Genomic DNA, 21,212 nt, shown 5'->3' with positions numbered 1-21,212 from the left:
GAGCACAATCGAGTAATGAAGCGTTATCTGATCATCGGGTATGGAGCGGCGGGCTACCTGTTGTTTTTGGTTGCCACTTTGTACGCTATCGGCTTCGTAGGTGCAATTGTGGTGCCGCGCAACATCGATCACGGAATCGACGGTCCCATATGGTTGACGGTGCTGGTCAACGTGGCGCTGCTGGGCCTGTTCGGTATTCAGCACAGCGTTATGGCGCGACCGGGTTTCAAACGTTGGTGGACGCGATTTGTGCCGAAGACGGTTGAGCGCAGCACCTACGTATTGCTGGCAAGCGCGATACTGCTGCTGCTGTTCTGGCAGTGGCGCACGATGCCGGCCGTCATCTGGGACGTGCAGTATCCGCCCGCCCGGGTGGTGCTGTGGGGGCTGTTCGGGCTGGGGTGGGTGGTCGTGTTTGCCTCGTCGTTCATGGTCAGCCATTTCGACCTGCTCGGTCTGCGCCAGGTGTATCTGGCCTGGCGTGAAAAGCCCTATACCGAAATAAATTTTCGCGTCAATTTCTTCTACCGGGTGGTGCGCCATTCGCTCATGCTGGGCTTTATCATCGCGTTCTGGGCAACGCCCACAATGACGGCGGGGCATTTGCTGTTTGCCATTGTTACAACGGCCTACGTATTGGTCGCCCTGCCCCTGGAAGAGCGCGACTTGGTGGCCGCGCTGGGGGATCAGTACCGCGATTACCAGCGCTCGGTACCGATGTTGCTGCCGGTACCGCACCGCGGCTCGGGTAAAACGGTTGGTCAGCACTGATTTTCGGCCACCCGGCCGGTGCCGCGCGGGCAGCCCGATGTCCGGCCGCCGGCTATGAGTTTGGTCGTTGCCACTATGATCTTGACGGCATTTCGTTAAGTATTGGGGTATGGATGTCAAGGAGGTGCTGCTGCCTGGCGTCGGTCTCCGCTACGAGTTCACTAGCCAGAAAGGCGAGCGGATCGGCATTATTGCCCGGCGCACCGGCGATTTCGAGGTCGTCGTATACGCCGCCAACGACCCGGATGCGGCGCGGCCGGTCTTCTGCCTGACCGATGAAGAGGCTGATGCGTTGGCTCAGATCCTGGGTGCACCACGGATCGCCGAGCGGTTCACCGAGCTGACCCGTGAGGTGCCCGGGCTCGAGGCGGGCCACATCATCATCGCGCCACAGAGCCCGTTCGTTGACCGGCCGCTCGGGGAGACCCATGCCCGCACCCGCACCGGCGCGTCGATCGTGGCAATCGTGCGTGGCCAAGAGGTGGTCGCATCGCCGAACCCGGCGGAGCTGTTGCGCGAGCGCGACGTCCTTATCGTGATCGGTACCGAAGAGGGCATTGCCGGAGTCGAGCAGATCGTCGACAAGGGCTGAATCGGTGGAGGTTTCGAGGGCGCTGCTTTTTGAGGTCGGCGCACTCCTGACAACGCTTGCCCTGCTTGGTGCCATCGCGCGCAGATTCGCGTTGTCCCCGATCCCGGTCTATCTGCTAGCCGGCCTCTCGTTGGGCAAGGGCGGCGTCCTGCCGGTGGCCGCCGCCGACGATTTCGTCGCCACCGGCGCGCCCATCGGCATTGTGCTGCTGCTGCTGACGTTGGGTCTCGAGTTCTCCGCGACCGAATTTGCCAGCAGTCTGCGCCACCACATGCCCTCTGCCATGGTCGATATCGTCCTCAATGCCACGCCAGGGGCGGTGGCCGGCTGGCTGCTGGGGTTGGACGGTGTGGCGATCCTCGCGCTGGCCGGGGTCACCTACATCTCGTCGTCGGGCGTGGTGGCGCGGCTGCTGGAAGACCTGCGCCGGCTCGGTAACCGCGAAACACCGGCGGTGTTGTCGGTGCTGGTGCTCGAAGACTTCGCCATGGCCGGCTATCTGCCCTTGTTCACGGTGCTGGCCCTGCACGGCGATGGGCTCCATGCGCTCGGTGGAACGCTGGCCGCGATCGCAGCCCTGCTCGGGGCCTTTGCGGCGTCCTTCTACTGGGGCCATCACTTCGGCCGGCTGTTCGCGCACCCGGATTCGGAGCAGTTGTTGCTGCGGGTATTGGGCATCACCCTGATGGTTGCGGCGCTGGCCGAGACGTTGCACGCCTCGGCGGCGGTGGGCGCGTTCCTGGTGGGCCTGACCCTCACCGGCGAGACCGCTGAGCGGGCCCGCAGGGTGCTGGGGCCGCTGCGCGATCTGTTCGCGGCGATCTTCTTCCTGGGCATCGGCCTGTCGGTCGCCCCCAAAGAGTTGATTCCGGCGCTCCCGGTGGCCATCTTGCTGGCCGTCGTCACCGCGGCAACCAAGGTGCTCACCGGAATGTTCGCCGCTCGACGCGACGGAGTGACCCGCCGCGGACAGCTGCGTGCGGGTACCGCCCTCATCGCCAGAGGCGAGTTCTCATTGATCATCATCGGACTGGTCGGCGCGTCGATCCCCGCCGTAGCGGCGTTGGCGACCGCGTATGTCTTCATCATGGCGGTCGCCGGACCGGTGCTAGCCCGCTATACCGGCGGGCCGGTGGCAACCACCGCCTGACCGGTCTCGGGTGGCACTCAACCGATATGCAGGGCGACGACCACCCAGCGCGGTGTGCCCAACGCGGCGACCCGCTTCACCCGGCAGGCGATCGCGTGAATCCGGTCTGCGCGGCTGTAGGTTCCAAAAACCTCGGCCGCGGTGTCACGGCCAGCGCACGCGACGGGCTGAAGCCCGAGCCGGCGCAGCGCAGCGGTGCCGTTGCGCCCGGCCATCGATTGACTGGCCGACAGCACCGAATCGACCAGGCCGGGCGTCAGCAGCGACCGGAGCTGCCCCGCCGGACGGCGGCGGTCGATGACCTCCAGAACGCGGCGCAGTGCCGCGTCGGTGAACGCGGCCGCCTGGCGCATCGGCGCGGACATGGCATCGGTCGCTGTGGCGGCTGGCTGTTCGCCGCGGGCGGGACCGCCGGTGCGGGCAAGGCGTGGCCGCGCCGGTGCGTGCGACGAGGGCCGGCACCGCTCGACGGTGCGGCTCGCAGGTTCGTATTCGACTACCGGGATGACGGCGAAGGCCGCCCGACGGGGCGCGGCGGCATCAGGACCAATACTCAAGTGGCACTCTCCAACTCGTAATGGCGCAAACCAACAACCGACCCAAAGATCGGGTGCGAGTGCCCGCTGGAGAGTGGCAGACAAACTGCGGGCCATCATCGCACAAATGACGGCGGCGCGTACCCGCGCCCGCAGGTGGCCACACCAGCGGTTACGGTGACCCACATCGGTTGACGCAACCAGTCGACAAGGAGGACAGGGCCGTAATGGTGACCCGGTTGTCCAACACCGATGCGTCTTTCTATCGGTTGGAGAACACCGCTACCCCGATGTACGTCGGGTCGCTGATGATCCTGCGCCGTCCGCGTGCTGGGTTGAGCTATGAGGCGCTGCTGGCCACGGTCGAGCAGCGGTTGGCTCAGATCCCGCGCTACCGGCAGAAGGTCCGTGAGGTGCGGATCGGCATGGCCCGGCCGGTGTGGATCGACGATCCGGACTTCGACATCACCTATCACGTCAGGCGGTCGGCGCTGCCGTCGCCGGGCAGTGACGAGCAACTGCATGAGCTGATTGCGCGGCTGGCCGCGCGGCCCTTGGACAAGTCGCGCCCGCTGTGGGAGATGTATCTCATCGAGGGGCTGGAAAAGGGTCGCGTCGCCCTCTACACCAAGACGCACCAGGCCTTGATCAATGGGGTGACAGCGCTGTCGCTCGGACACGTCATCGCTGACCGGACCCAGCGCCCACCGCCGTTCCCGGAAGACATCTGGATTCCCGAGCGCGATCCGGGCAACACCAGGTTGGTGATGGGGGCCATCGGCGATTGGGTGGTGGGACCCGGCGCGCAGTTGCAGGCGGTCGGATCGGCGATCGCCGGGTTGGCGACCAATCAGAGTCAGCTCGTCAACGCCGGCCGTCGGATCCTCGATGTCGCGCGTAACGTCGCGCGCGGCACCGCCCCCAGCAGTCCGCTCAATGCGCCCGTTTCGCGGAATCGAAGGTTGACGGTTGCCAGCGTACGCCTGGAGGACTACCGGACGGTGCGGGCCCGCTACGACTGCGACGTCCACGACGTGGTGCTGGCCGTGATAGCCGGCGCCCTGGGCAACTGGCTGATGTCGCGCGGTGAGACGGTTTCCCAGACGGCAACGGTGCGTGCGATGGTGCCGCTGTCGGTCTATGTGGAGGACCAACTCGACTCGTCCGGGCCCGGTCAGCAGATCAGCCAGGTGACGCCGTTCCTGATCGACCTGCCGGTGGGGGAGCGCAACGCCGTGGTGCGGCTGTCGCAAGTCGCTCACGCCACCGAATCGAACCCGACGGCGGCCAGCCTGGTCGATGCCCGCACCATCGTCACGCTGTCCGGCTTTGCGCCGCCCACCCTGCACGCGATGGGTATCCGGGTCGCCACCAGTTTTCCCAGCTTTTCCAAGCGGACGTTCAACTTGTTGATTACCAATGCCCCCGGAGCCCAGTCGCAGATGTATGTGGCCGGCGCCAAGTTGTTGGAGGCCTATGCGGTGCCGCCGCTACTGCACAATCAGGCCCTGGCCATCAGCGTGACCTCCTACAACGGCATGCTCTACTTCGGCATCAACGCCGACCGCGACGCGATGAGCGACGTCGAGCTGCTGCCGGCGCTGCTGGCTCAATCGCTCGAGGAGCTGCTGGAAGCTTCTCGGTAGTCGCCGGGGCAAAGGTGCTGCTTAGAGATAGCATTCGTTGATGTGAGCACCGCGACGAATGACGGCGCGCCGGCGAAGGCGAAGAAAAAGAAGAAGAAGTCAGCCGGGGCCGGCAGACACAAGATTTCCAAAGGCGTCTACGAAGCCGAATTATTCCGGCTACAAACCGAATTCGTGAGGCTGCAGGAGTGGGTTCGGCACGCGGGCGCGCGTGTGGTGGTCATCTTCGAAGGTCGAGATGCCGCCGGCAAGGGTGGCGCGATCAAACGGATCACCGAGTACCTCAGCCCACGACACGCCTACGTTGCCGCGTTGCCGGTGCCCAACGATCGGGAACGCGGGCAGTGGTACTACCAGCGCTATATCGCCCATCTGCCCGCGAAAGGGGAAATCGTTTTCTTCGATCGGTCCTGGTACAACCGCGCCGGTATCGAGAAGGTGATGGGATTCTGTACGCCCCAAGAACATGCACTGTTCCTGCGGCAGACGCCGATCTTCGAACAGATGCTCATCGATGATGGGATCTTGCTGCGCAAGTATTGGTTCTCGGTCTCCGATGAGGAACAGTTGCACCGGTTCAAGGCGCGCCAGACCGACCCGGTCCGGCAGTGGAAACTCAGCCCCATGGACCTGGAATCGGTCTATCGGTGGGAGGACTATTCGCGTGCCAAGGACGAGATGATGGTCCACACCGATACCCCGGTGAGCCCGTGGTACGTCGTCGAATCCGATATCAAGAAGCATGCGCGGCTGAACATGATGGCGCATCTGTTGTCGACGATCGACTACCGCCCGGTGGAGATGCCCAAGGTCAATCTGCCCGACCAGCCGATCGTCATCGGCAACTACAAGCGTCCACCACGCGAATTGTCCAAGTATGTCGAGGACTACGCGTCGACGTTGATCGGGCGCTGAATGACGATCCCAAATGCGGCGGGCCGGTGCTGGTGCAGACAACCGTGCCAACAGGTGGTCGGCCGATGATCCAGGTCTATGTGCCCGCGACGCTGGCCATGTTGCAGCAACTGGTGGCTGATGGCTCGTTGTGGCCGGTCAATGGCACGGTGTTCGCGGTGACTCCGACGTTGCGTGAGGCCTACGCGCAAGGCGACGACGATGAGCTGGCCGAAGTGGCACTTCAAGAGGCCGCGCTGGCGTCGCTGCGGCTGCTGGCAAACGATGAGGACGAGAAGCTGCCGCCGCGGCGGGCGGTGCTTACCGCGGAGGTGGACGACGCCATCTACCGGCCGGATCTCGACGATGCCGTCGTCCGGCTGAGCGCTCCGATTGCCATGGATCAGGTGGTCGCCGCCTATGTCGACAACGTTGCCGCCGAACCGGCCGTCAGCGCGGCCATCGCCGTCATAGATGCCGCCGACCTCGGTGACGAGGACGCCGACTTGGTCGTCGGCGACGCGCAGGATCACGACCTGGCGTGGTACGCGAACCAGGAATTGCCGTTCCTGCTCGACCTGCTGTAACCCCGCGGATGTGAGGTAATCAGCACCGCCGGGGTCTAGCTACGCAACTGTAACCTACGCTACCGTAGCTTTATCGCAAGGGCGTGCTGCCGCCCAAACCCGGGCGGCTACCGACTCCACGCCGCGAGCAGGAGCTTTTTATGGTCAAGAAGAACGCGGCACTGAGCGCCCAGATCATCGATACCAAGCGGCCGAGCATCGTCGGTGCGGACAAACACCCGGGCTGGCACGCGCTGCGCAAGATCGCCTCACGTATCACCACGCCGCTGTTGCCCGATGACTACCTTCAGCTGGCCAACCCATTGTGGTCGGCGCGCGAATTGCGCGGCCGCATTCTCGAGGTTCGCCGGGAGACCGAGGATTCCGCCACGCTGGTCATCAAACCCGGCTGGGGCTTTAGCTTCGACTATCAGCCGGGCCAGTACATCGGGATCGGGCTGCTGGTGGATGGGCGTTGGCGGTGGCGATCGTATTCACTGACGTCGAGCCCGGTTGGCGGGAAGTCCGGGCCGGGGTCGGCGCGGACGGTGACGATCACTGTCAAGGCGATGCCCGAAGGCTTCCTGTCCACGCATTTGGTGGCCGGTGTCGCGCCGGGGACCATCGTGCGACTGGTCGCACCCCAGGGCAATTTCGTTTTGCCCGACCCCGCCCCGCCGTCGATTCTGTTTCTCACCGCCGGGTCGGGGATCACGCCGGTGATGTCGATGCTGCGAACGCTGCTGCGCCGCAACCAGATCACTGACATCACCCACCTGCATTCGGTGCCTACCGAAGCGGACGTGATGTTTGGTGATGAGCTTGCCGGGGTGGCCGCCCAGCACCCGGGCTACCGGCTTTCGGTGCGCGCGACGCGCTCCCAGGGTCGTCTCGATCTTTCCCGGATCGGCGAGCAGGTGCCGGATTGGCGTGAGCGACAGACCTGGGCGTGTGGGCCCGAGAGCATGCTCAACCAGGCGGAAAAGGTGTGGTCCGCGGCCGGGATCGGCGACCGACTGCACTTGGAGCGGTTCGCGGTGTCCAAGGCGGCCCCCGCGGGCGCCGGTGGGACGGTCACGTTCGCCCGCAGTGGGCGCAGTGTCGACGTCGACGCGGCGACCTCGGTGATGGATGCCGGCGAGCGCGCCGGTGTGCAAATGCCGTTCGGTTGCCGGATGGGTATCTGCCAGTCGTGTGTGGTCGATCTGGTGCAGGGGCACGTCCGTGACCTGCGCACGGGCCAGGAGCACGATCCCGGGAGCCGGGTGCAGACCTGTGTCACGGCAGCGTCCGGCGATTGTGTGATCGACGTCTAAAGCTACCCACTGGTAACTTACGGAGTCGTAGGTTACGATTGCGTAGGTTCGTAGCAGATTTGGGACCGTACGACGCAGGGAGAAGACGATGGCGATTACCGACGTCGACGTATTCGCGCATCTGACGGACGCCGATATCGAGAATCTGGCGATTGAGCTCGATGCCATACGACAAGACATTGAAGACTCTCGCGGTGAGCGCGACGCCCGCTATATCCGCCGCACCATCGCGGCGCAGCGCGCGTTGGAGGTGAGTGGCCGCCTGATGCTGGCCGCCAGCTCGCGCCGTTCGGCGTGGTGGGCGGGGGCATTGACCCTCGGGGTGGCCAAGATCGTCGAGAACATGGAGATTGGCCACAATGTCATGCACGGCCAATGGGACTGGATGAACGATCCGGAGATTCACTCCTCGTCGTGGGAGTGGGACATCACCGGCGCGTCCAAGCATTGGCGCTACACCCACAACTTCGTGCACCACAAGTACACCAACATCTTGGGCATGGACGACGATGTCGGCTACGGCATGCTTCGCGTCACCCGCGATCAGCGCTGGAAGCGCTACAACATTTTCAACTTGGTGTGGAACACCTTGCTGGCGCTCGGCTTCGAATGGGGAGTCGCGTTGCAGCATTTGGAGATCGGCAAGCTCCTCAAGGGGCGGCTGGACCGCGACACCGCCAAGACCCGGGTGCGCGAGTTTTCCCGCAAGGCCGGTCGCCAGGTGTTCAAGGACTACGTGGCGTTCCCGGCGTTGACGTCGGTGTCGCCCGGCGCGACATACCGGTCCACCCTGACCGCCAACGTCACGGCCAACGTGCTCCGCAACGTGTGGACCAACGCCGTCATCTTCTGTGGGCACTTCCCGGATGGCGCAGAGAAATTCACCAAGACTGACATGGTGGGCGAGACCAAGGGGCAGTGGTACCTGCGGCAGATGCTGGGTAGCGCCAACTTCGAAGCCGGGCCCGCGCTGCGGTTCATGAGTGGCAACCTGTGTCATCAAATCGAGCACCACCTCTATCCAGATTTGCCGAGCAACCGGCTGGCCGAGGTTTCGGTGCGGGTGCGCGAGATCTGCGACAAGTACGACTTGCCCTACACCACAGGCTCGTTCCTGGTGCAGTACGGCAAGACTTGGCGGACCCTGGCCAAGCTGTCGCTGCCGAACAAGTACCTGCGTGACAACGCCGACGATGCTCCGGAGACCCGCAGTGAGCGGATGTTCGCGGACCTGGAGCTGGGCTTCGCGGGAGCCGATCCGCGGATCGGCCGGCGCCGTGGCCTCAAGAGTGCGATTGCCGCCGTGCGGGGCCGTCGGCGCGGCAAGCGTGTCCCGGAGGTAAGGGACAGTGGCGCAAACGATCTGGCGGCCTAGCTGATAGCATCCCGCTGCGGGGGCAGCCAGTTCGTTGCTGACGCGAGATTGGTGTCGCGGCGCGGATGGCCACCGCGGCCATGCCGCAAAGCGGTCGGTAACCGGGCCCGCGCCCGGATCGCATCAGGTGCTCGCGGGCGAGACATGATCCAGTTACCCGTAGGTAACCTACGGGGTCGAAGATTAGCATTGTCGTGGCTGATGGCTACGGGGCAGGAAGGTGAGAGGTGGCGATAACCGACGTCGACGTGTTCGCGCATCTGACGGACGGCGATATCGAAAACCTGAGCACTGAACTCGATGACATCCGCCGCGACATTGAAGAATCGCGCGGTGAACGCGATGCCCGCTACATCTACCGAACCATCGCCGCACAGCGGGCGCTGGAGGTCGGTGGCCGGTTGGTGCTGGCGGCCAGCTCGCGTCGCTCGGCGTGGTGGGTAGGTGCGGTGACGCTCAGCGTGGCCAAGATCATCGAGAACATGGAGATCGGTCACAACGTCATGCATGGCCAATGGGATTGGATGAATGATCCCGAGGTGCACTCCTCGACGTGGGAGTGGGACATGGCCTCGACGTCGAAGCACTGGCGGTATACCCACAACGTGGTGCACCACAAGTACACCAACATTCTCGACATGGATCACGATGTCGGCTACGGCATGCTGCGGGTGACCCGGGATCAAGGGTGGCGGCGGCGAGACGCCTTCAACCTGGCCATCAATGCTCTGCTTGCGATCGGGTTCGAATGGGGAATCGCGTTGCGGCACTTGGAGGCTCGCGACCTCTTCAAAGATGGGACAGAGCGCGAAGCTGCCAAATTCAGGCTACGGGAGTTCTCGGGTAAGGCCGGTCGTCAGGCGGTCAAAGACTATGTGGCCTTCCCGGCGTTGACGTCGGTGTCGCCTGCCGCGACCTACCGGTCTACCTTGACCGCCAACGCGTTTGCCAATGTGATCCGCAACGTCTGGTCCAACGCCGTTATTTTCTGTGGGCATTTCCCGGACGGCGCAGAGAAATTCACCAAGACTGATTTGGTAGACGAGACCCAGGGCCAGTGGTACCTGCGGCAGATGTTGGGAAGCGCCAATTTCAATGCTGGAACGGCGATGCGCTTCATGAGCGGCAGCCTCAGTCATCAAATCGAGCACCATCTCTATCCGGACTTGCCGAGCAATCGGCTGGCCGAGGTTTCGGTGCGGGTGCGCGAGATCTGCGATAAGTACGACTTGCCTTACACCACAGGCTCATTCCCGCTGCAGTACGCCAAGACATGGCGCACGCTCGCCAAGCTCTCGCTGCCGAACAAGTACCTGCGCGACAACGCCGACGACGCTCCGGAGACCCGCAGCGAGCGCATGTTCGCCGGTCTGGAGGCGGGCTTCGCGGGAACCGATCCGATGACCGGCCGTCGTCGCGGCCTCAAGGCCGCGATAACCGCGGTACGCGCCTGGCGGCGCGCCAAGCCCGGCAAGGCCAAGAAGGCCGGCGGCACCGACGGTCTGGCGGCCTAGCCTCGGCGGTGGCGGCGGCCGTCGGCGCGCGCTGCGGCTACCCCAGTCGCTCGATGATGGTCGCGTTGGCCATGCCGCCGCCCTCGCACATGGTCTGCAGGCCGTAGCGGCCACCGCGCTGCTCCAAAGCGTTGACCAGCGTGGTCATGATGCGCGCACCGCTGGCGCCCAACGGGTGGCCGATGGCGATTGCGCCGCCGTTGACGTTGGTCTTGGCCAGATCCGCCCCGGTGTCCTTCGCCCAGGCCAGCACGACCGGGGCGAAGGCCTCGTTGACCTCGAACAGGTCGATGTCGCGCAGGGCCAACCCGGCGCGGCGTAGCGCCTTTTCGGTGGCCGCGATGACCCCGGTCAGCATGTAGAGCGGATCCGAACCCACCATCGTGGTGGTGTGAATGCGCGCCAACGGGCGCAGGCCCAGCTTCCGGGCGACGTCGCTGCTGGTGATCATGATCGCGGCGCTGCCGTCGGACAACGGTGACGAGTTACCCGGGGTGATCGACCAGTTGATCTGCGGGAAGCGCTCTTTGATCGCATCGCTGTAGAACGCCGGCCGCAGCGCGGCGAGCGTATCGACGGTGGCGCAGGGGCGGATGATCTCGTCGTGGGTGAGCCCGGCGATCGGGATCAGCTCGTTGTCGAAGAGTCCGTCCTTGGTGGCGCGGGCGGCCTTGTCATGGCTGGCTGCGGAGAACTCGTCGAGTTGGGTGCGCGACAAGCCCCACCGTGCCGCAATCAGCTCGGCGCTGATGCCCTGGGGGACCAGCCCGTCGGGGTAGCGGTTGTTCATGTCCGCGCCGAACGGGTTGCTTCCGGGCAGCACCGAGGTGCCCATCGGGACGCGGCTCATCGATTCAACGCCGCCGGCGATCACCAGATCGTAAGCACCGGCCAGCACGCCCTGGGCGGCAAAGCTGATGGCCTGCTGGCTGCTGCCGCATTGCCGGTCGATGGTGACCCCGGGAACCGATTCCGGGAATCCGGCACCCAGCAGCGCATTGCGCGCGATGTTGACCGCCTGATCGCCGACCTGGGTCACCGCGCCGGCGATCACATCGTCGACTTGTACCGGGTCGACGCCGGTTCGGGCCGCCAGTTCGCGCAGGCTATGCGCCAGCAGGTCGGCGGGTAGTACCTGGTGCAGTGCGCCGTTGGCCTTGCCCTTGCCGATGGGGGTGCGGACGGCGCCGACGATGACGGCGTCGCGACTCTGGGACATGGCACCTCCTTAAGCTGAGTATTGGTAACTATACTCAGCTCTAACAGCTGGGTATACTCAACGCAACCTGGAGCGGAGGGTGATCTTCGTGACAATGCTTGAGGGCCCACTGGCCGACCGTGATGGCTGGTCGGCGGTGGGCGAGTGTCCGATTGAGAAGACCATGGCCGTCGTCGGTACCAAATCCGCGATGCTGATCCTGCGGGAGGCCTACTACGGCACCACCCGTTTTGATGACTTCGCCCGCCGGGTGGGTATCACCAAGGCCGCGACCTCGGCGCGGCTGGCCGAATTGGTCAGCCTCAAACTGCTGGCGCGGCGGCCGTATCGCGAGCCGGGGCAGCGCAGCCGCGATGAGTATGTGCTCACCGAGGCCGGGCTTGATTTCATGCCGGTGGTCTTTTCCCTGTTTCAGTGGGGCAAGCGTCACCTGCCCGGCGGCGATTGCCTGCAACTGACCCACCTGGGCTGTGGGGCGCAGGCGCAGGTTGAAATTCGATGTGCCAAAGGGCACTTGGTGCCCGCCGACGAACTCGGTATGCGGTTGGTCAGGTCTCCCTGAGGGCGGTCAGCAGCCGGCGGGCCGCTGCCACGCGGCGCACCGCGGTTCCGGACAAACTGTCCAGTACGCATTCGGGATCGGCCGGCGGCCCCATGTGCCCGCAGCCGCGCGGGCAATCGCCGATCGCCTCGGCCAGGTCGGTAAAGGCCAGCAGCACGTCGTCTGGCTGGATGTGGGCCAAGCCGAACGAGCGGATTCCGGGAGTGTCGATCACCCACCCGCCGCCCTGCCCGTCCGTCTCGAGAGGCAGCGCGACCGACTGCGTCGACGTGTGCCGGCCCCTGCCGATCTCGGTGACCTCGCCGACGGCCCGATCGGCCTCAGGGACCAGGCGATTCACCAGAGTCGACTTGCCGACGCCGGAATGCCCGAGCAGTACGGTCGTCTTGCCGTCGAGTAGGTCGGCCACCGCGAGGAGCGGATCGTCGCGGCCCGCCGCAACCACCTGAAGGTCCAGTTCGAGGAACTGCTCGGCGAAAGGTTCGGGCGGGGCCAGGTCGGTCTTGGTCAGGCAGAGTATGGGGGTCAGACCGCCCGTGTAGGCGGCGATCAAGGCCCGGTCCACCAATCCGCTGCGCGGTGGCGGGTCGGCCAACGCCACCACCATCAACAACTGATCCGCGTTGGCGACCACGACCCGTTCGGTGGGGTCGGTGTCATCGGCGGTGCGACGCAGCACCGTTCGGCGTGGCCCCCTGCGCACGATGCGGGCCAGGGTGTCGGGGCGTCCGGACAGATCCCCGACCAGGTCGACGTCGTCGCCGACCACGATCGGGGTGCGTCCGAGCTCGCGGGCCCGCATCGCGGTGACCCGACGCAGCGGGTCCCCGCCGAGCACGCATCCCCAGCGGCCGCGGTCAACGGCGACCACCATGGCGGCTTCGGCGTCAGCGTGTTCCGGACGGGTCTTGGTACGCGGACGTGAGCCGCGACCCGAACGGATCTTGACGTCGGATTCGTCGTAGTCGCTTGGCCTCAACCGCTGGACCCCTCGACCATCTCGGTCCACAGCTGTGGGAACTCCGGCAACGTCTTGCTGGTAGCCCCGATGTCGTCCACCTCGACCCCGGCCACCCGGAGCCCGACGATCGCGCCGGCCATCGCCATCCGATGATCGGCGTAGGCGCGCCAGCTGCCCGGACGCAGCGGCGTAGCGGTGATCACCAGACCGTCGGAGGTTTGTTCGCAGTTGCCGCCGAGGCGGTTGATTTCGGTGCTCAAGGCGGCCAGCCGATCGGTCTCGTGGCCGCGCAGATGCGCGATGCCAGCCAGCCGGGACACCGATCCGGGGCTCGCCAGCGCCGCCAGCGCCGCCACCGATGGGGTGAGTTCGCCGACATCGCGCAGGTCGACGTCGAATCCGCGGTAGGTCTGCGGACCCTGCACCTGAAGGCATGAATCAATATGTCGGACCGTGGAATTCAGTGTCTGCAGAATGTCGAGAATGTTCTTGGCGGGTTGCACGCTGTCCGCCGGCCAGCCGGTGATGGTCACCGTCCCGCCGGTGACCACGGCCGCCGCCAGAAATGCGACCGCATTGGTCAGATCCGGCTCGACGTCCCAATGCCGAGGCCTGAGGGCGCCGGGCCGGACCAGCCAGCGGTTGGGTATCGAGTCGTCGACATCGACGCCGGCTTGGCGCAGCATCTGCACCGTCATCGCGATGTGCGGTGCGGACGGCAGCTCCGAACCGGTGTGTTGCACCGTTAGGCCATCGGTGAACGACGCGCCGGACAGCAGTAGGCCGGAGACGAACTGTGACGACGCGGATGCATCGATGGCCACCGTGCCGCCCGCGACCGACCCGGTGCCTTGAACCCGGAACGGAAGGCCGGCACCATCGACGGGCACACCCAGGCCGCGCAGCGCATCCAGCAGCGGTGCGATGGGGCGGGCCCGGGCCTGCTCATCCCCATCGAAGGTGATCGGGGCGGCGCTCAGCGCCGCCAGCGGGGGAACGAACCGCAACACCGTGCCGGCCAGGCCGCAGTCGACCCGGGCCTCGGGGCCGGGCCGGATGCGGCCACTGACCGTCAGCTCGGAACCAGTCCCGTCGACCCGCAAGCCCAACGTCTGCAACGCCTCGATCATCAGATCGGTATCGCGGCTGCGCAGCGCGCCGGTGATGGTCGAGGAGCCTTGGCCCTGTGCCGCGGCCAGCGCCGCAAGCACCAGCGTCCGGTTGGTCTGCGACTTCGAGCCCGGGACGGTCACGGTCGCGTGCACGGGTGTCGGTGCGAATGGGGCTGGCCATGGCTCGATGCTGCTCACCGCTTCATCCTGCCGTGTCGGCGGGTGTCGTGGATACCAGGCACCATGGGAGTCATGTGTGGACGGTTTGCGGTCACCACCGATCCGGCCTTGCTGGCCGAGAAGATCAACGCCATCGACGAAGCCAGCGGCGCGGCCTCCGATGGCTTCGCCCCCAACTACAACGTGGCCCCAACCGACATGATCGCCACCGTCGTGACCCGCCACAGCGAGCCCGATGACGAGCCGACTCGCCGCGTCCGGATGATGCGCTGGGGATTTGTGCCGTCGTGGGCCAAACCGGGGCCTCAGGGTGCACCGGAGGGCAAGGGGCCGCTGCTGATCAACGCCCGCGCGGAGACGGTCGCCACGTCGCCGGCGTTTCGTGGCGCTGCGCAGCACAAGCGTTGTCTGGTGCCGATGGACGGCTGGTACGAATGGCGGGCCAACCCCGACGTTCTCAGCGGCGCAGGGAGCAAGAAGGTTGCCAAGACGCCCTTCTTCATCCATCGCGCTGACGGCAACACGGTGTGCATGGCCGGGCTGTGGTCGGTGTGGAAGCCGAATAACGCGGCCGCCCCGTTGTTGAGCGCCACGATCATCACCACCGATGCCGCGGGCGAACTGGCCGGGATCCACGACCGGATGCCGCTGATGCTGTCCGAAGGCGACTGGGACGCCTGGCTCAACCCGGATGCACCGCTGGACCCGGCGCTGTTGTCCCATCCGCCCGATGTGCGCGACATGGCGTTTCGTGAGGTGTCCACGCTGGTCAACAGCGTGCGCAATAACGGGCCGGAGCTGCTGGAGCCGGCCAAGCCGCAGCCCGGACAGATCACGCTGCTCTAGCGCGCCGGTACGGGCTGTCTCGGCAAGACAACAAGCTGTCGATCTTTGTGCTTTCGCGACACCGCCCGAGCATCCCGCGCGGACCTAGCATGCGGGTGTGACTGGCGCATACACGTACACCTTTGCAGACATCCGTAGCCGCCCGGTGGCGGTGATCGGCGCGGGCACTTTGGGGCGCCGTATCGCGTTGATGTTCGCCAGCCGTGGCGGGACCGTGCGAATCTATGCGCGCCGCGCCGAACAGCGGGCCCACGCAGTATGTGGCAGACAATCTGCCGAAGCTGCTGCAGGACAGAGGTTTCGGTGAAGTCGGTAGTGTCACGGCCACGGATTGCCTGGCGACCGCACTAGAGGGTGCATGGCTGGCGGTCGAGTCCGTTCCCGAGAAGCTGGAGATCAAGACTGCGCTGTGGGGCCAGATCGATCAGGCGGCGCCGCCGGACACCATCTTCGCGACCAACTCGTCGTCCTTCCCGTCCCGGCTGATGGCCGACAACGTGCGCGACAAGACCCGGTTGTGCAACACGCATTTCTACATGCCGCCTCAGTTCAATGCGCTGGACCTGATGTCCGACGGCGAGACCGAACGTGGTCTCCTGGATACCCTGCTGACCGCTTTGCCCGAATTCGGCGTGCATCCTTTCGAGGCGCGTCGGGAGTGCACCGGCTTCATCTTCAATCGGGTCTGGGCCGCCATCAAACGTGAGTCGCTGGCCGTGGTCGCCGAGGGAGTGGCCCGCCCAGAGGACGTCGACGGGATGTTCAAGGTCAATTGGCGGGTACCGGCCGGGCCGTTCCAGCTGATGGACCAGGTCGGTCTGGACGTCGTGCTCGACATCGAAAACCACTATGCCGACGAGTTTCCGTACCTGCCGACAAACGTGCGGGACTTGCTGCGGTCCTACGTTGACGCGGGCAAGCTCGGTGTCAAGACCGGCGAAGGTTTCTACACCTACCCGAATTCGTCGGATACGTAGCTGCGCGAATCCGGGACCGTCTTGCTGGCACCGAAACGTGACGGCAAGGGCTAACGTCGAGGACGTGGAGAATCCGCACCTCGATGGTGAGGTCGGGGTGAGCCGTTACGTCGCCGCTGTCGCCGTGCGACTGCACGACCGGTTGGGCGAGGTGGCTTCCCACATTCGGCGCTCGTTGGAGCGCACCATTCCCGAACTCGGCGGCGACCTTCGCATCGAGGAATTGCTGGGCACCAGCATCGAGGCCAACGTGGACACGATGCTGCATGCGCTGCGCTACGACATCGCCGTCGAGCGAGTCGAGGCGCCCACCACGGCATTGGAGTACGCGCGCCGACTGGCGCAGCATGGCGTGCCGGGCAACGCGTTGGTGCGGGCGTATCGGCTGGGTCAGCGCCTGATGAACGAGCTGATCTTCGACGAGTTGCGGGCCACCGACATCCCGGAGTCGATGCGGGTGCCGGTTATCGAAGCGATCAGTGTCGCGATGTTCGAGTACATCGATTGGATGTCGCAGCAGGTCGTCGTCTACGAAGACGAGCGCGAATGCTGGCTGGAAAACCAGAACAGTCTTCGTGGCGTGCGGGTGCGCGAGATCCTGGCCGCAGACAAGGAGATCGACGCCGACGCGGCGATCACTTCGGTGCGTCATCCGCTGCGATGGCACCATCTCGCCCTTGTCATGTGGTATCCCGACCAAGGCTCGGAAGTCGACGAACTGCCCAGGCTGCAACGCTTCCTGCGGGAACTGGGCGAAGCCGCCGGAGTCGACGCCAGCCCGTTGTTCGTGGCCGCTGACCCGAGCTGCGGATGGGGGTGGCTGCCGTACCGGGCGGCGCCGGAGCGCGCCGTGGCGGCGGTCGCTGACTTCGTACGGTCTCGCCCGGATTCACCGAACGTGGCGATCGGAACACCGGCCAGTGGGGTGGACGGCTTTCGCCGATCGCACCGGGAGGCGGCCGAAGCTCGCAGCGTTGGGATCCTGTGCGATCGCCGCCCGCCGCTGATGATCAGCGCCGGTGAACCCGGGTTGTCGGTGGTGGCGCGTTTTGGTGGTGACCTGGCCGGCACCCGAGAGTGGGTGGCCCAAGTCCTGGGCGAGCTGGCGCGCGACGGAGATAGCGACGCGCGGCTGCGCGATACCCTGCGCGTCTACCTGGCGTGCGGGTCGAGCTACAAGCTCGCCGCGCAGCGGCTCAACATGCATTTCAACACGGTGAAGTATCGCGTCGGCCGCGCCGTCGCCCGGCGTGGCCGGGCGATCGGTAGCGACCGCCTTGATGTCGAACTCGCGCTGCTGGTGTGTCACTGGTACGGCGGCTCGGTCTTGCAGTCGAAGTAGGCCAGGACGGCCGGGCCGCGCTATCCGGCCTCGGGAACCGCCAGCCCCTGAGACCGGGTGCGACGCAGGTACCGGGCTGCCCGCGAGCCCGGGTCGGTGACGGTGTGCACCAGCGTGATCAAAGCCGGCACGATCAGCGGGAACAAGACAAGAGCAAGCATTCCGGCGATGGTCAGGTACGGCGGGATGACGGTCATGATCTACTCACATTTCTCCGCGCCACCGATCTAGGACGCAGTGGGGCGGAATTAGTTTGTGGCTGTGGGTTATTCGAATGCGCACCGTTGCGCTCGGTACGTAAGTTAATTGCAGTCCGAGCGCGCTGCGATGTCGTCAAGCGACCAACTTTGGGTCCAGACTTGTTGTCTGGAGACGAACCCAAACCCATCGGCGGCACCACCATGGTCAGCGCGCCCGGCCAATCCTGAAAAGGGCCCGTGCCCGCCCTGAGCGCCAACCTCGTCGCATCAATAGATCGCCATCCGGAGCGTATTACCTTGCGCTGTAATGACTTACAGTCGGTCTTTGCCGAATTGGGTGCCGGTCCGGGTGATCGGGTAGCGGCCCTACCCGGTGATCGAACGCGACGCAGAGTTTGCGGACCTGCCTGCGAACTCTCCGGCGGCCGCTTTCGGCCATCCGCCCGGCCGCAGTCCTGTCCAGGGCTGACGGAAGCTGCCAGTCCTGGGCGGTCACGCGGGCCGCTCCACCTGGCCCGATGCGCGCGCTTGCTGGCAGGTAGCTGTCAGTTCACTGGCAGGTCGCTGCCGTACTCGCGGATCATCGGTCTTTGGTTGCTGAAATGACTTTGTGGACTTGGGTGGTTGTCGTCTTATCGAAAGGGTCGATGAACTAGCCGCGCTGGAGTCGTTTGTTAACGGTGGGACCGCTGACGGTTGCCTGGCGTTGCGAGGCGACTCCGGTGTCGGCAAGTCCATGCTGGTCCAAGCATTGTCGGAGCGGGCTGCGGTACCGGGCAGGCGGGTGCTGCGGTGCAGCGGGGTAGAAGCCGAGGCGGCCTTCGTGCTGGCCGGGCTGAGCCAGCTCGTTTACCCGCTGCGGGAGTTCATCGCCCAACTGGGCGCCGATGATCAGCGCACCTTGGCGGCGGTGCTGGGTGTGGTACCCGACCGGGTTCCGACAGTTACCGCGCTGACCTTTGCCTTGCTCAACCTGTTGGCGTTGGCGAGTGAGGTGACGCCGCTGCTGGTGGTTATCGATGACGCACATTGGTTCGACGACGTCAGCGCACGGGTCATCGCGATGGCCGGACGGCGGCTCGACGGTGCGGCGGTGCGGTTTCTGGCTGCGTGCCGTAATGAGGTCCCCAATGCGTTGGCGGACGGGGGATGGCCGCAGATGGTGCTGGCTCCGCTCGGCCCGGAGCAGGCCGAGCGGTTTCTGGATCAACTCGACGTCGACCTGCCGCACTCCGCGCGCGTTGGGGTGCTCGAGCAGGCCGCCGGAAATCCGTTGGCGCTGGCCGAGCTGTCGCGGTGCGCGTTGGAGAACAGCTGGGCGCCTGACGCGCCGTTGCCGCTGACTCAGCGACTGGTGGCCATCTTCGGTGATCGGCTGAACAAACTCGACGAGTCGGTCAAGGCGCAACTGCTGCGCGGCGCACTGGATGGGGCCGCGACGGGTGGCGTGGCATCGGCGCCGCCGCGAACGCGGTATGTGATGCAGGGAGTCGACGCCGCCATCGAACACGGCGTGCTGGTGGTCGACCGCGGTGAGCTGGTCTTCCGGCATCCATTGGCCCGTGCGGCAGTGATCCAGACCTCAACCGCCGGGCAGCGGCGCCATGCCTACGCGCAGTTGGCCGACCTGTATCCCGATGACGTGGTGCGCCGGGCCGCCTATCTCGCTCATGCCACCGTCGATCCCGATCCGGCGGTTGTCGATACCCTCGCCGCGGCGGCCGAGCTGACGATCCGCCGCGGCGATGCCTGTCAGGCGATCGAGTTGCTGCGGCGCGCGGGTGAATTGAGCGACCGACCACGGCGTCGCGAACAGTTGCTGGCCAGCGCGGCCTTTGTTGCGTTGCAGGCGGCGCAACTCGACGAGGCCGAGCGACTTCTGGCCGATGCGGGTTTGGGTGGCGGCGCGTCGGCAAGTGCGCTGTTGATCACGTCTTTCATTTCGCTATACCGCTATGGAGATGTCACCGCGACACATCGTCGCCTGGTTGAGCGGCTGCAATCGGCCGATGACCTCGACGGCGAAACCCTGACCCGGATGGTCAACCTGTTGCTCGCGGTCAGCATGTTTGCCGCGGACCCCGCGCTGTGGCAGATCACCGATGGCCTGGTCGACTCGCTAGCCGACCGGCTGGGCGAGCTGAGCGTCATCTACCGCGACGCCTGGGCCGATGCGGCCCGCCGCGGCCGCACCGTGACGCAGCGGCTGAAGGAGCAACTGGATCGGTTGGCGGAGCTGGAGCCATGGGATGTGATGCGCGTTGCCCTGGCCGGCTATTACGTGGACCTGATCGACGACTTTCGTTCGGTACTGGTTCCGCTGGCTGACCGCGAAATCGAGGGCGGCGCGGCCACCATTGCGCTTGCGACGCTCGCGTTGGTCACGGCCTATCAGCTGGCCAGCGGTCAGTGGGCCGAGGCGGTCGATACCAGTCAGCGCGGCGTGGCGTTGTGTAGTCAGCACCACTACGAGCTGTTTGGCTATCAGCTCAGAGGTTATTTGGGTGTCATATCGGCCTGCCGCGGCGATGTGGTGCGGGCCCGTGAGCTCGCCGCCCAAGTGCGGGTATGGGCCGAGCCGCGGCGGGTCGGCTTCCTCACCGGGGCCGTCGCGCAGATCGCGATCCTGTGTAGCTTTGCCGAAGGCGACTACGAATCGGCCTACCTGCAGGCCACCGCGATCACGGCGCCGGGGGAGTTCCCGCCGTTCGCGTTGCACGCCACCCGCACCCTGTTCGATCTCGTCGAGGCTGCGGTTCATACGGATCGACTCAACGAGGCGCGCCGGCACGTTCGGGCGGCCAAGCGCCTGCAATTCGCCGACGCCCCGCCGCGACTGGCCATCGCAACCGGTGCTGCGGAGGCCTTGTGTGCCTCGGACGAGCGGGCTCCAGCGTTGTTCGAGAAGGTACTTGGCCATCCGGCGGTCGCTTCATTTCCATTCGAGCACGCCCGTATTCGGCTGGCGTACGGAATGCGCCTCCGCCGGCTGCGCCGCTATCGCAACGCCCGCGTTGTGCTTCGTGCAGCCGCGGAGATCTTTGCCGGTCTGGGCGCCGAACCGTGGACCCAGCGGGCGCGCAATGAACTGCGTGCCGCGGGTACCGCGGTACGCCACTCGGCCGCGGTGGGTCCCGCTCCGCTCACCGCGCAGGAACGTCTGGTGGCCGAATTGGCCGCCAAAGGCCTGTCGAACAAGGAGATAGCCGCACGGCTATGCCTGTCGCCGCGCACCGTCGGTGCACATCTGTATCGGTTGTTCCCCAAACTGGGGGTCACAAACCGGGCCGGATTGCATGACGCCCTCGACGCCATCCATGCGGCACCCGATCAAATCTGATTGATTCCATCCGCCGGCCAGCGCAACCACCGACGTCTCCAAGCGGCCCGAACGCGGTGCGGTTGCCGACCATGACGGGCCGCACTTGTGGCAAAACGCCTGACAAACGAGTA

General features: G+C 65.6%; 18 protein-coding genes and 1 pseudogene. 14 read left to right on the top strand and 5 right to left on the bottom strand.

Features of this window, described 5'->3' with window-relative positions; all coding sequences use genetic code 11:
* The first annotated feature begins 15 nt into the window (after positions 1-15).
* The 3 genes from mddA (at position 16) to MMSP_RS21725 (ending at position 2,513) form a co-directional block, all read left to right on the top strand.
* The gene (mddA, locus tag MMSP_RS21735) at positions 16-771 is read left to right on the top strand and encodes a methanethiol S-methyltransferase (protein ID WP_015354863.1); all 756 of its coding nucleotides are present in this window, start codon (positions 16-18) and stop codon (positions 769-771) included.
* A 109-nt stretch (positions 772-880) separates the two neighbouring features.
* Positions 881-1,363, top strand: coding sequence for a cation:proton antiporter regulatory subunit (locus MMSP_RS21730; RefSeq protein ID WP_012393175.1), 483 nt, complete (start codon positions 881-883; stop codon positions 1,361-1,363).
* Positions 1,364-1,367: 4 nt separating this feature from the next.
* The gene (locus tag MMSP_RS21725; RefSeq protein WP_020788359.1) at positions 1,368-2,513 is read left to right on the top strand and encodes a cation:proton antiporter; all 1,146 of its coding nucleotides are present in this window, start codon (positions 1,368-1,370) and stop codon (positions 2,511-2,513) included.
* Between the two features lie 17 nt (positions 2,514-2,530).
* On the opposite strand, the gene MMSP_RS21720 is transcribed toward MMSP_RS21725, so the two are convergent.
* Positions 2,531-3,070, bottom strand: a complete 540-nt coding sequence (locus MMSP_RS21720; protein WP_020788358.1) for an Rv3235 family protein — start codon at positions 3,068-3,070, stop codon at positions 2,531-2,533.
* A gap of 206 nt (positions 3,071-3,276) precedes the next feature.
* Here MMSP_RS21720 and MMSP_RS27660 point away from each other — a divergent pair, with 206 nt between their 5' ends.
* From MMSP_RS27660 to MMSP_RS21690, 6 genes are all read left to right on the top strand, one after another.
* Positions 3,277-4,695, top strand: a complete 1,419-nt coding sequence (locus tag MMSP_RS27660) for a wax ester/triacylglycerol synthase family O-acyltransferase (RefSeq protein ID WP_020788357.1) — start codon at positions 3,277-3,279, stop codon at positions 4,693-4,695.
* A gap of 42 nt (positions 4,696-4,737) precedes the next feature.
* The gene (gene ppk2 / locus MMSP_RS21710) at positions 4,738-5,610 is read left to right on the top strand and encodes a polyphosphate kinase 2 (protein WP_020788356.1); all 873 of its coding nucleotides are present in this window, start codon (positions 4,738-4,740) and stop codon (positions 5,608-5,610) included.
* A gap of 65 nt (positions 5,611-5,675) precedes the next feature.
* The gene (locus tag MMSP_RS21705) at positions 5,676-6,176 is read left to right on the top strand and encodes a hypothetical protein (protein ID WP_012393180.1); all 501 of its coding nucleotides are present in this window, start codon (positions 5,676-5,678) and stop codon (positions 6,174-6,176) included.
* Between the two features lie 140 nt (positions 6,177-6,316).
* Positions 6,317-7,471, top strand: a complete 1,155-nt coding sequence (locus tag MMSP_RS21700; RefSeq protein WP_020788355.1) for a ferredoxin reductase — start codon at positions 6,317-6,319, stop codon at positions 7,469-7,471.
* Positions 7,472-7,559: 88 nt separating this feature from the next.
* The gene (locus MMSP_RS21695; RefSeq protein WP_020788354.1) at positions 7,560-8,846 is read left to right on the top strand and encodes a fatty acid desaturase; all 1,287 of its coding nucleotides are present in this window, start codon (positions 7,560-7,562) and stop codon (positions 8,844-8,846) included.
* A gap of 227 nt (positions 8,847-9,073) precedes the next feature.
* The gene (locus tag MMSP_RS21690; RefSeq protein WP_015354868.1) at positions 9,074-10,360 is read left to right on the top strand and encodes a fatty acid desaturase; all 1,287 of its coding nucleotides are present in this window, start codon (positions 9,074-9,076) and stop codon (positions 10,358-10,360) included.
* Between the two features lie 37 nt (positions 10,361-10,397).
* Here the strand turns inward: MMSP_RS21690 and MMSP_RS21685 are convergent, their stop codons facing one another.
* A complete protein-coding gene (locus tag MMSP_RS21685; RefSeq protein WP_020788353.1) occupies positions 10,398-11,579 on the bottom strand; it encodes an acetyl-CoA C-acyltransferase in 1,182 nt (393 codons plus the stop codon).
* 88 nt (positions 11,580-11,667) lie between these two features.
* Between MMSP_RS21685 and MMSP_RS21680 the strand changes: the two genes are divergently transcribed.
* Positions 11,668-12,141, top strand: a complete 474-nt coding sequence (locus MMSP_RS21680; RefSeq protein ID WP_036427477.1) for a helix-turn-helix domain-containing protein — start codon at positions 11,668-11,670, stop codon at positions 12,139-12,141.
* On the opposite strand, the gene rsgA is transcribed toward MMSP_RS21680, so the two are convergent.
* The gene (gene rsgA, locus MMSP_RS21675; RefSeq protein WP_020788351.1) at positions 12,128-13,120 is read right to left on the bottom strand and encodes a ribosome small subunit-dependent GTPase A; all 993 of its coding nucleotides are present in this window, start codon (positions 13,118-13,120) and stop codon (positions 12,128-12,130) included. The two genes, MMSP_RS21680 and rsgA, sit on opposite strands and share 14 nt — an antisense overlap.
* Positions 13,117-14,403 (bottom strand): 3-phosphoshikimate 1-carboxyvinyltransferase, encoded by a 1,287-nt coding sequence (aroA, locus tag MMSP_RS21670; protein WP_085979872.1) that lies wholly within the window; start codon positions 14,401-14,403, stop codon positions 13,117-13,119. The genes rsgA and aroA overlap by 4 nt, the downstream gene beginning before the upstream one ends.
* Positions 14,404-14,466: 63 nt before the next feature.
* Between aroA and MMSP_RS21665 the strand changes: the two genes are divergently transcribed.
* The 3 genes and pseudogenes from MMSP_RS21665 to MMSP_RS21655 all read left to right on the top strand — a co-directional run bounded on the left by MMSP_RS21665 (position 14,467) and on the right by MMSP_RS21655 (position 17,559).
* On the top strand, positions 14,467-15,240 hold the full coding sequence (locus MMSP_RS21665) for an SOS response-associated peptidase (protein WP_036427476.1): 774 nt from the start codon (positions 14,467-14,469) through the stop codon (positions 15,238-15,240).
* Between the two features lie 97 nt (positions 15,241-15,337).
* A pseudogene (locus MMSP_RS21660) lies at positions 15,338-16,217 on the top strand (3-hydroxyacyl-CoA dehydrogenase family protein).
* 64 nt (positions 16,218-16,281) lie between these two features.
* The gene (locus tag MMSP_RS21655) at positions 16,282-17,559 is read left to right on the top strand and encodes a CdaR family transcriptional regulator (RefSeq protein WP_020788348.1); all 1,278 of its coding nucleotides are present in this window, start codon (positions 16,282-16,284) and stop codon (positions 17,557-17,559) included.
* A 20-nt stretch (positions 17,560-17,579) separates the two neighbouring features.
* Here the strand turns inward: MMSP_RS21655 and MMSP_RS27655 are convergent, their stop codons facing one another.
* The gene (locus MMSP_RS27655) at positions 17,580-17,756 is read right to left on the bottom strand and encodes a hypothetical protein (protein ID WP_020788347.1); all 177 of its coding nucleotides are present in this window, start codon (positions 17,754-17,756) and stop codon (positions 17,580-17,582) included.
* 613 nt (positions 17,757-18,369) lie between these two features.
* On the opposite strand from MMSP_RS27655, the gene MMSP_RS21650 reads away from it, so the two are divergent.
* Complete coding sequence (locus MMSP_RS21650) at positions 18,370-21,099, top strand: helix-turn-helix transcriptional regulator (RefSeq protein ID WP_020788346.1); 2,730 nt, start codon at positions 18,370-18,372, stop codon at positions 21,097-21,099.
* Positions 21,100-21,212 lie beyond the last annotated feature (113 nt).

The organism is Mycobacterium sp. 012931, from assembly GCF_000419295.1.
In the GTDB taxonomy this organism is placed as follows: domain Bacteria; phylum Actinomycetota; class Actinomycetes; order Mycobacteriales; family Mycobacteriaceae; genus Mycobacterium; species Mycobacterium marinum.
The sequence above is the reverse complement of the archived record's forward strand: the minus strand, read 5'-3'. Positions and strand labels throughout refer to the sequence as shown.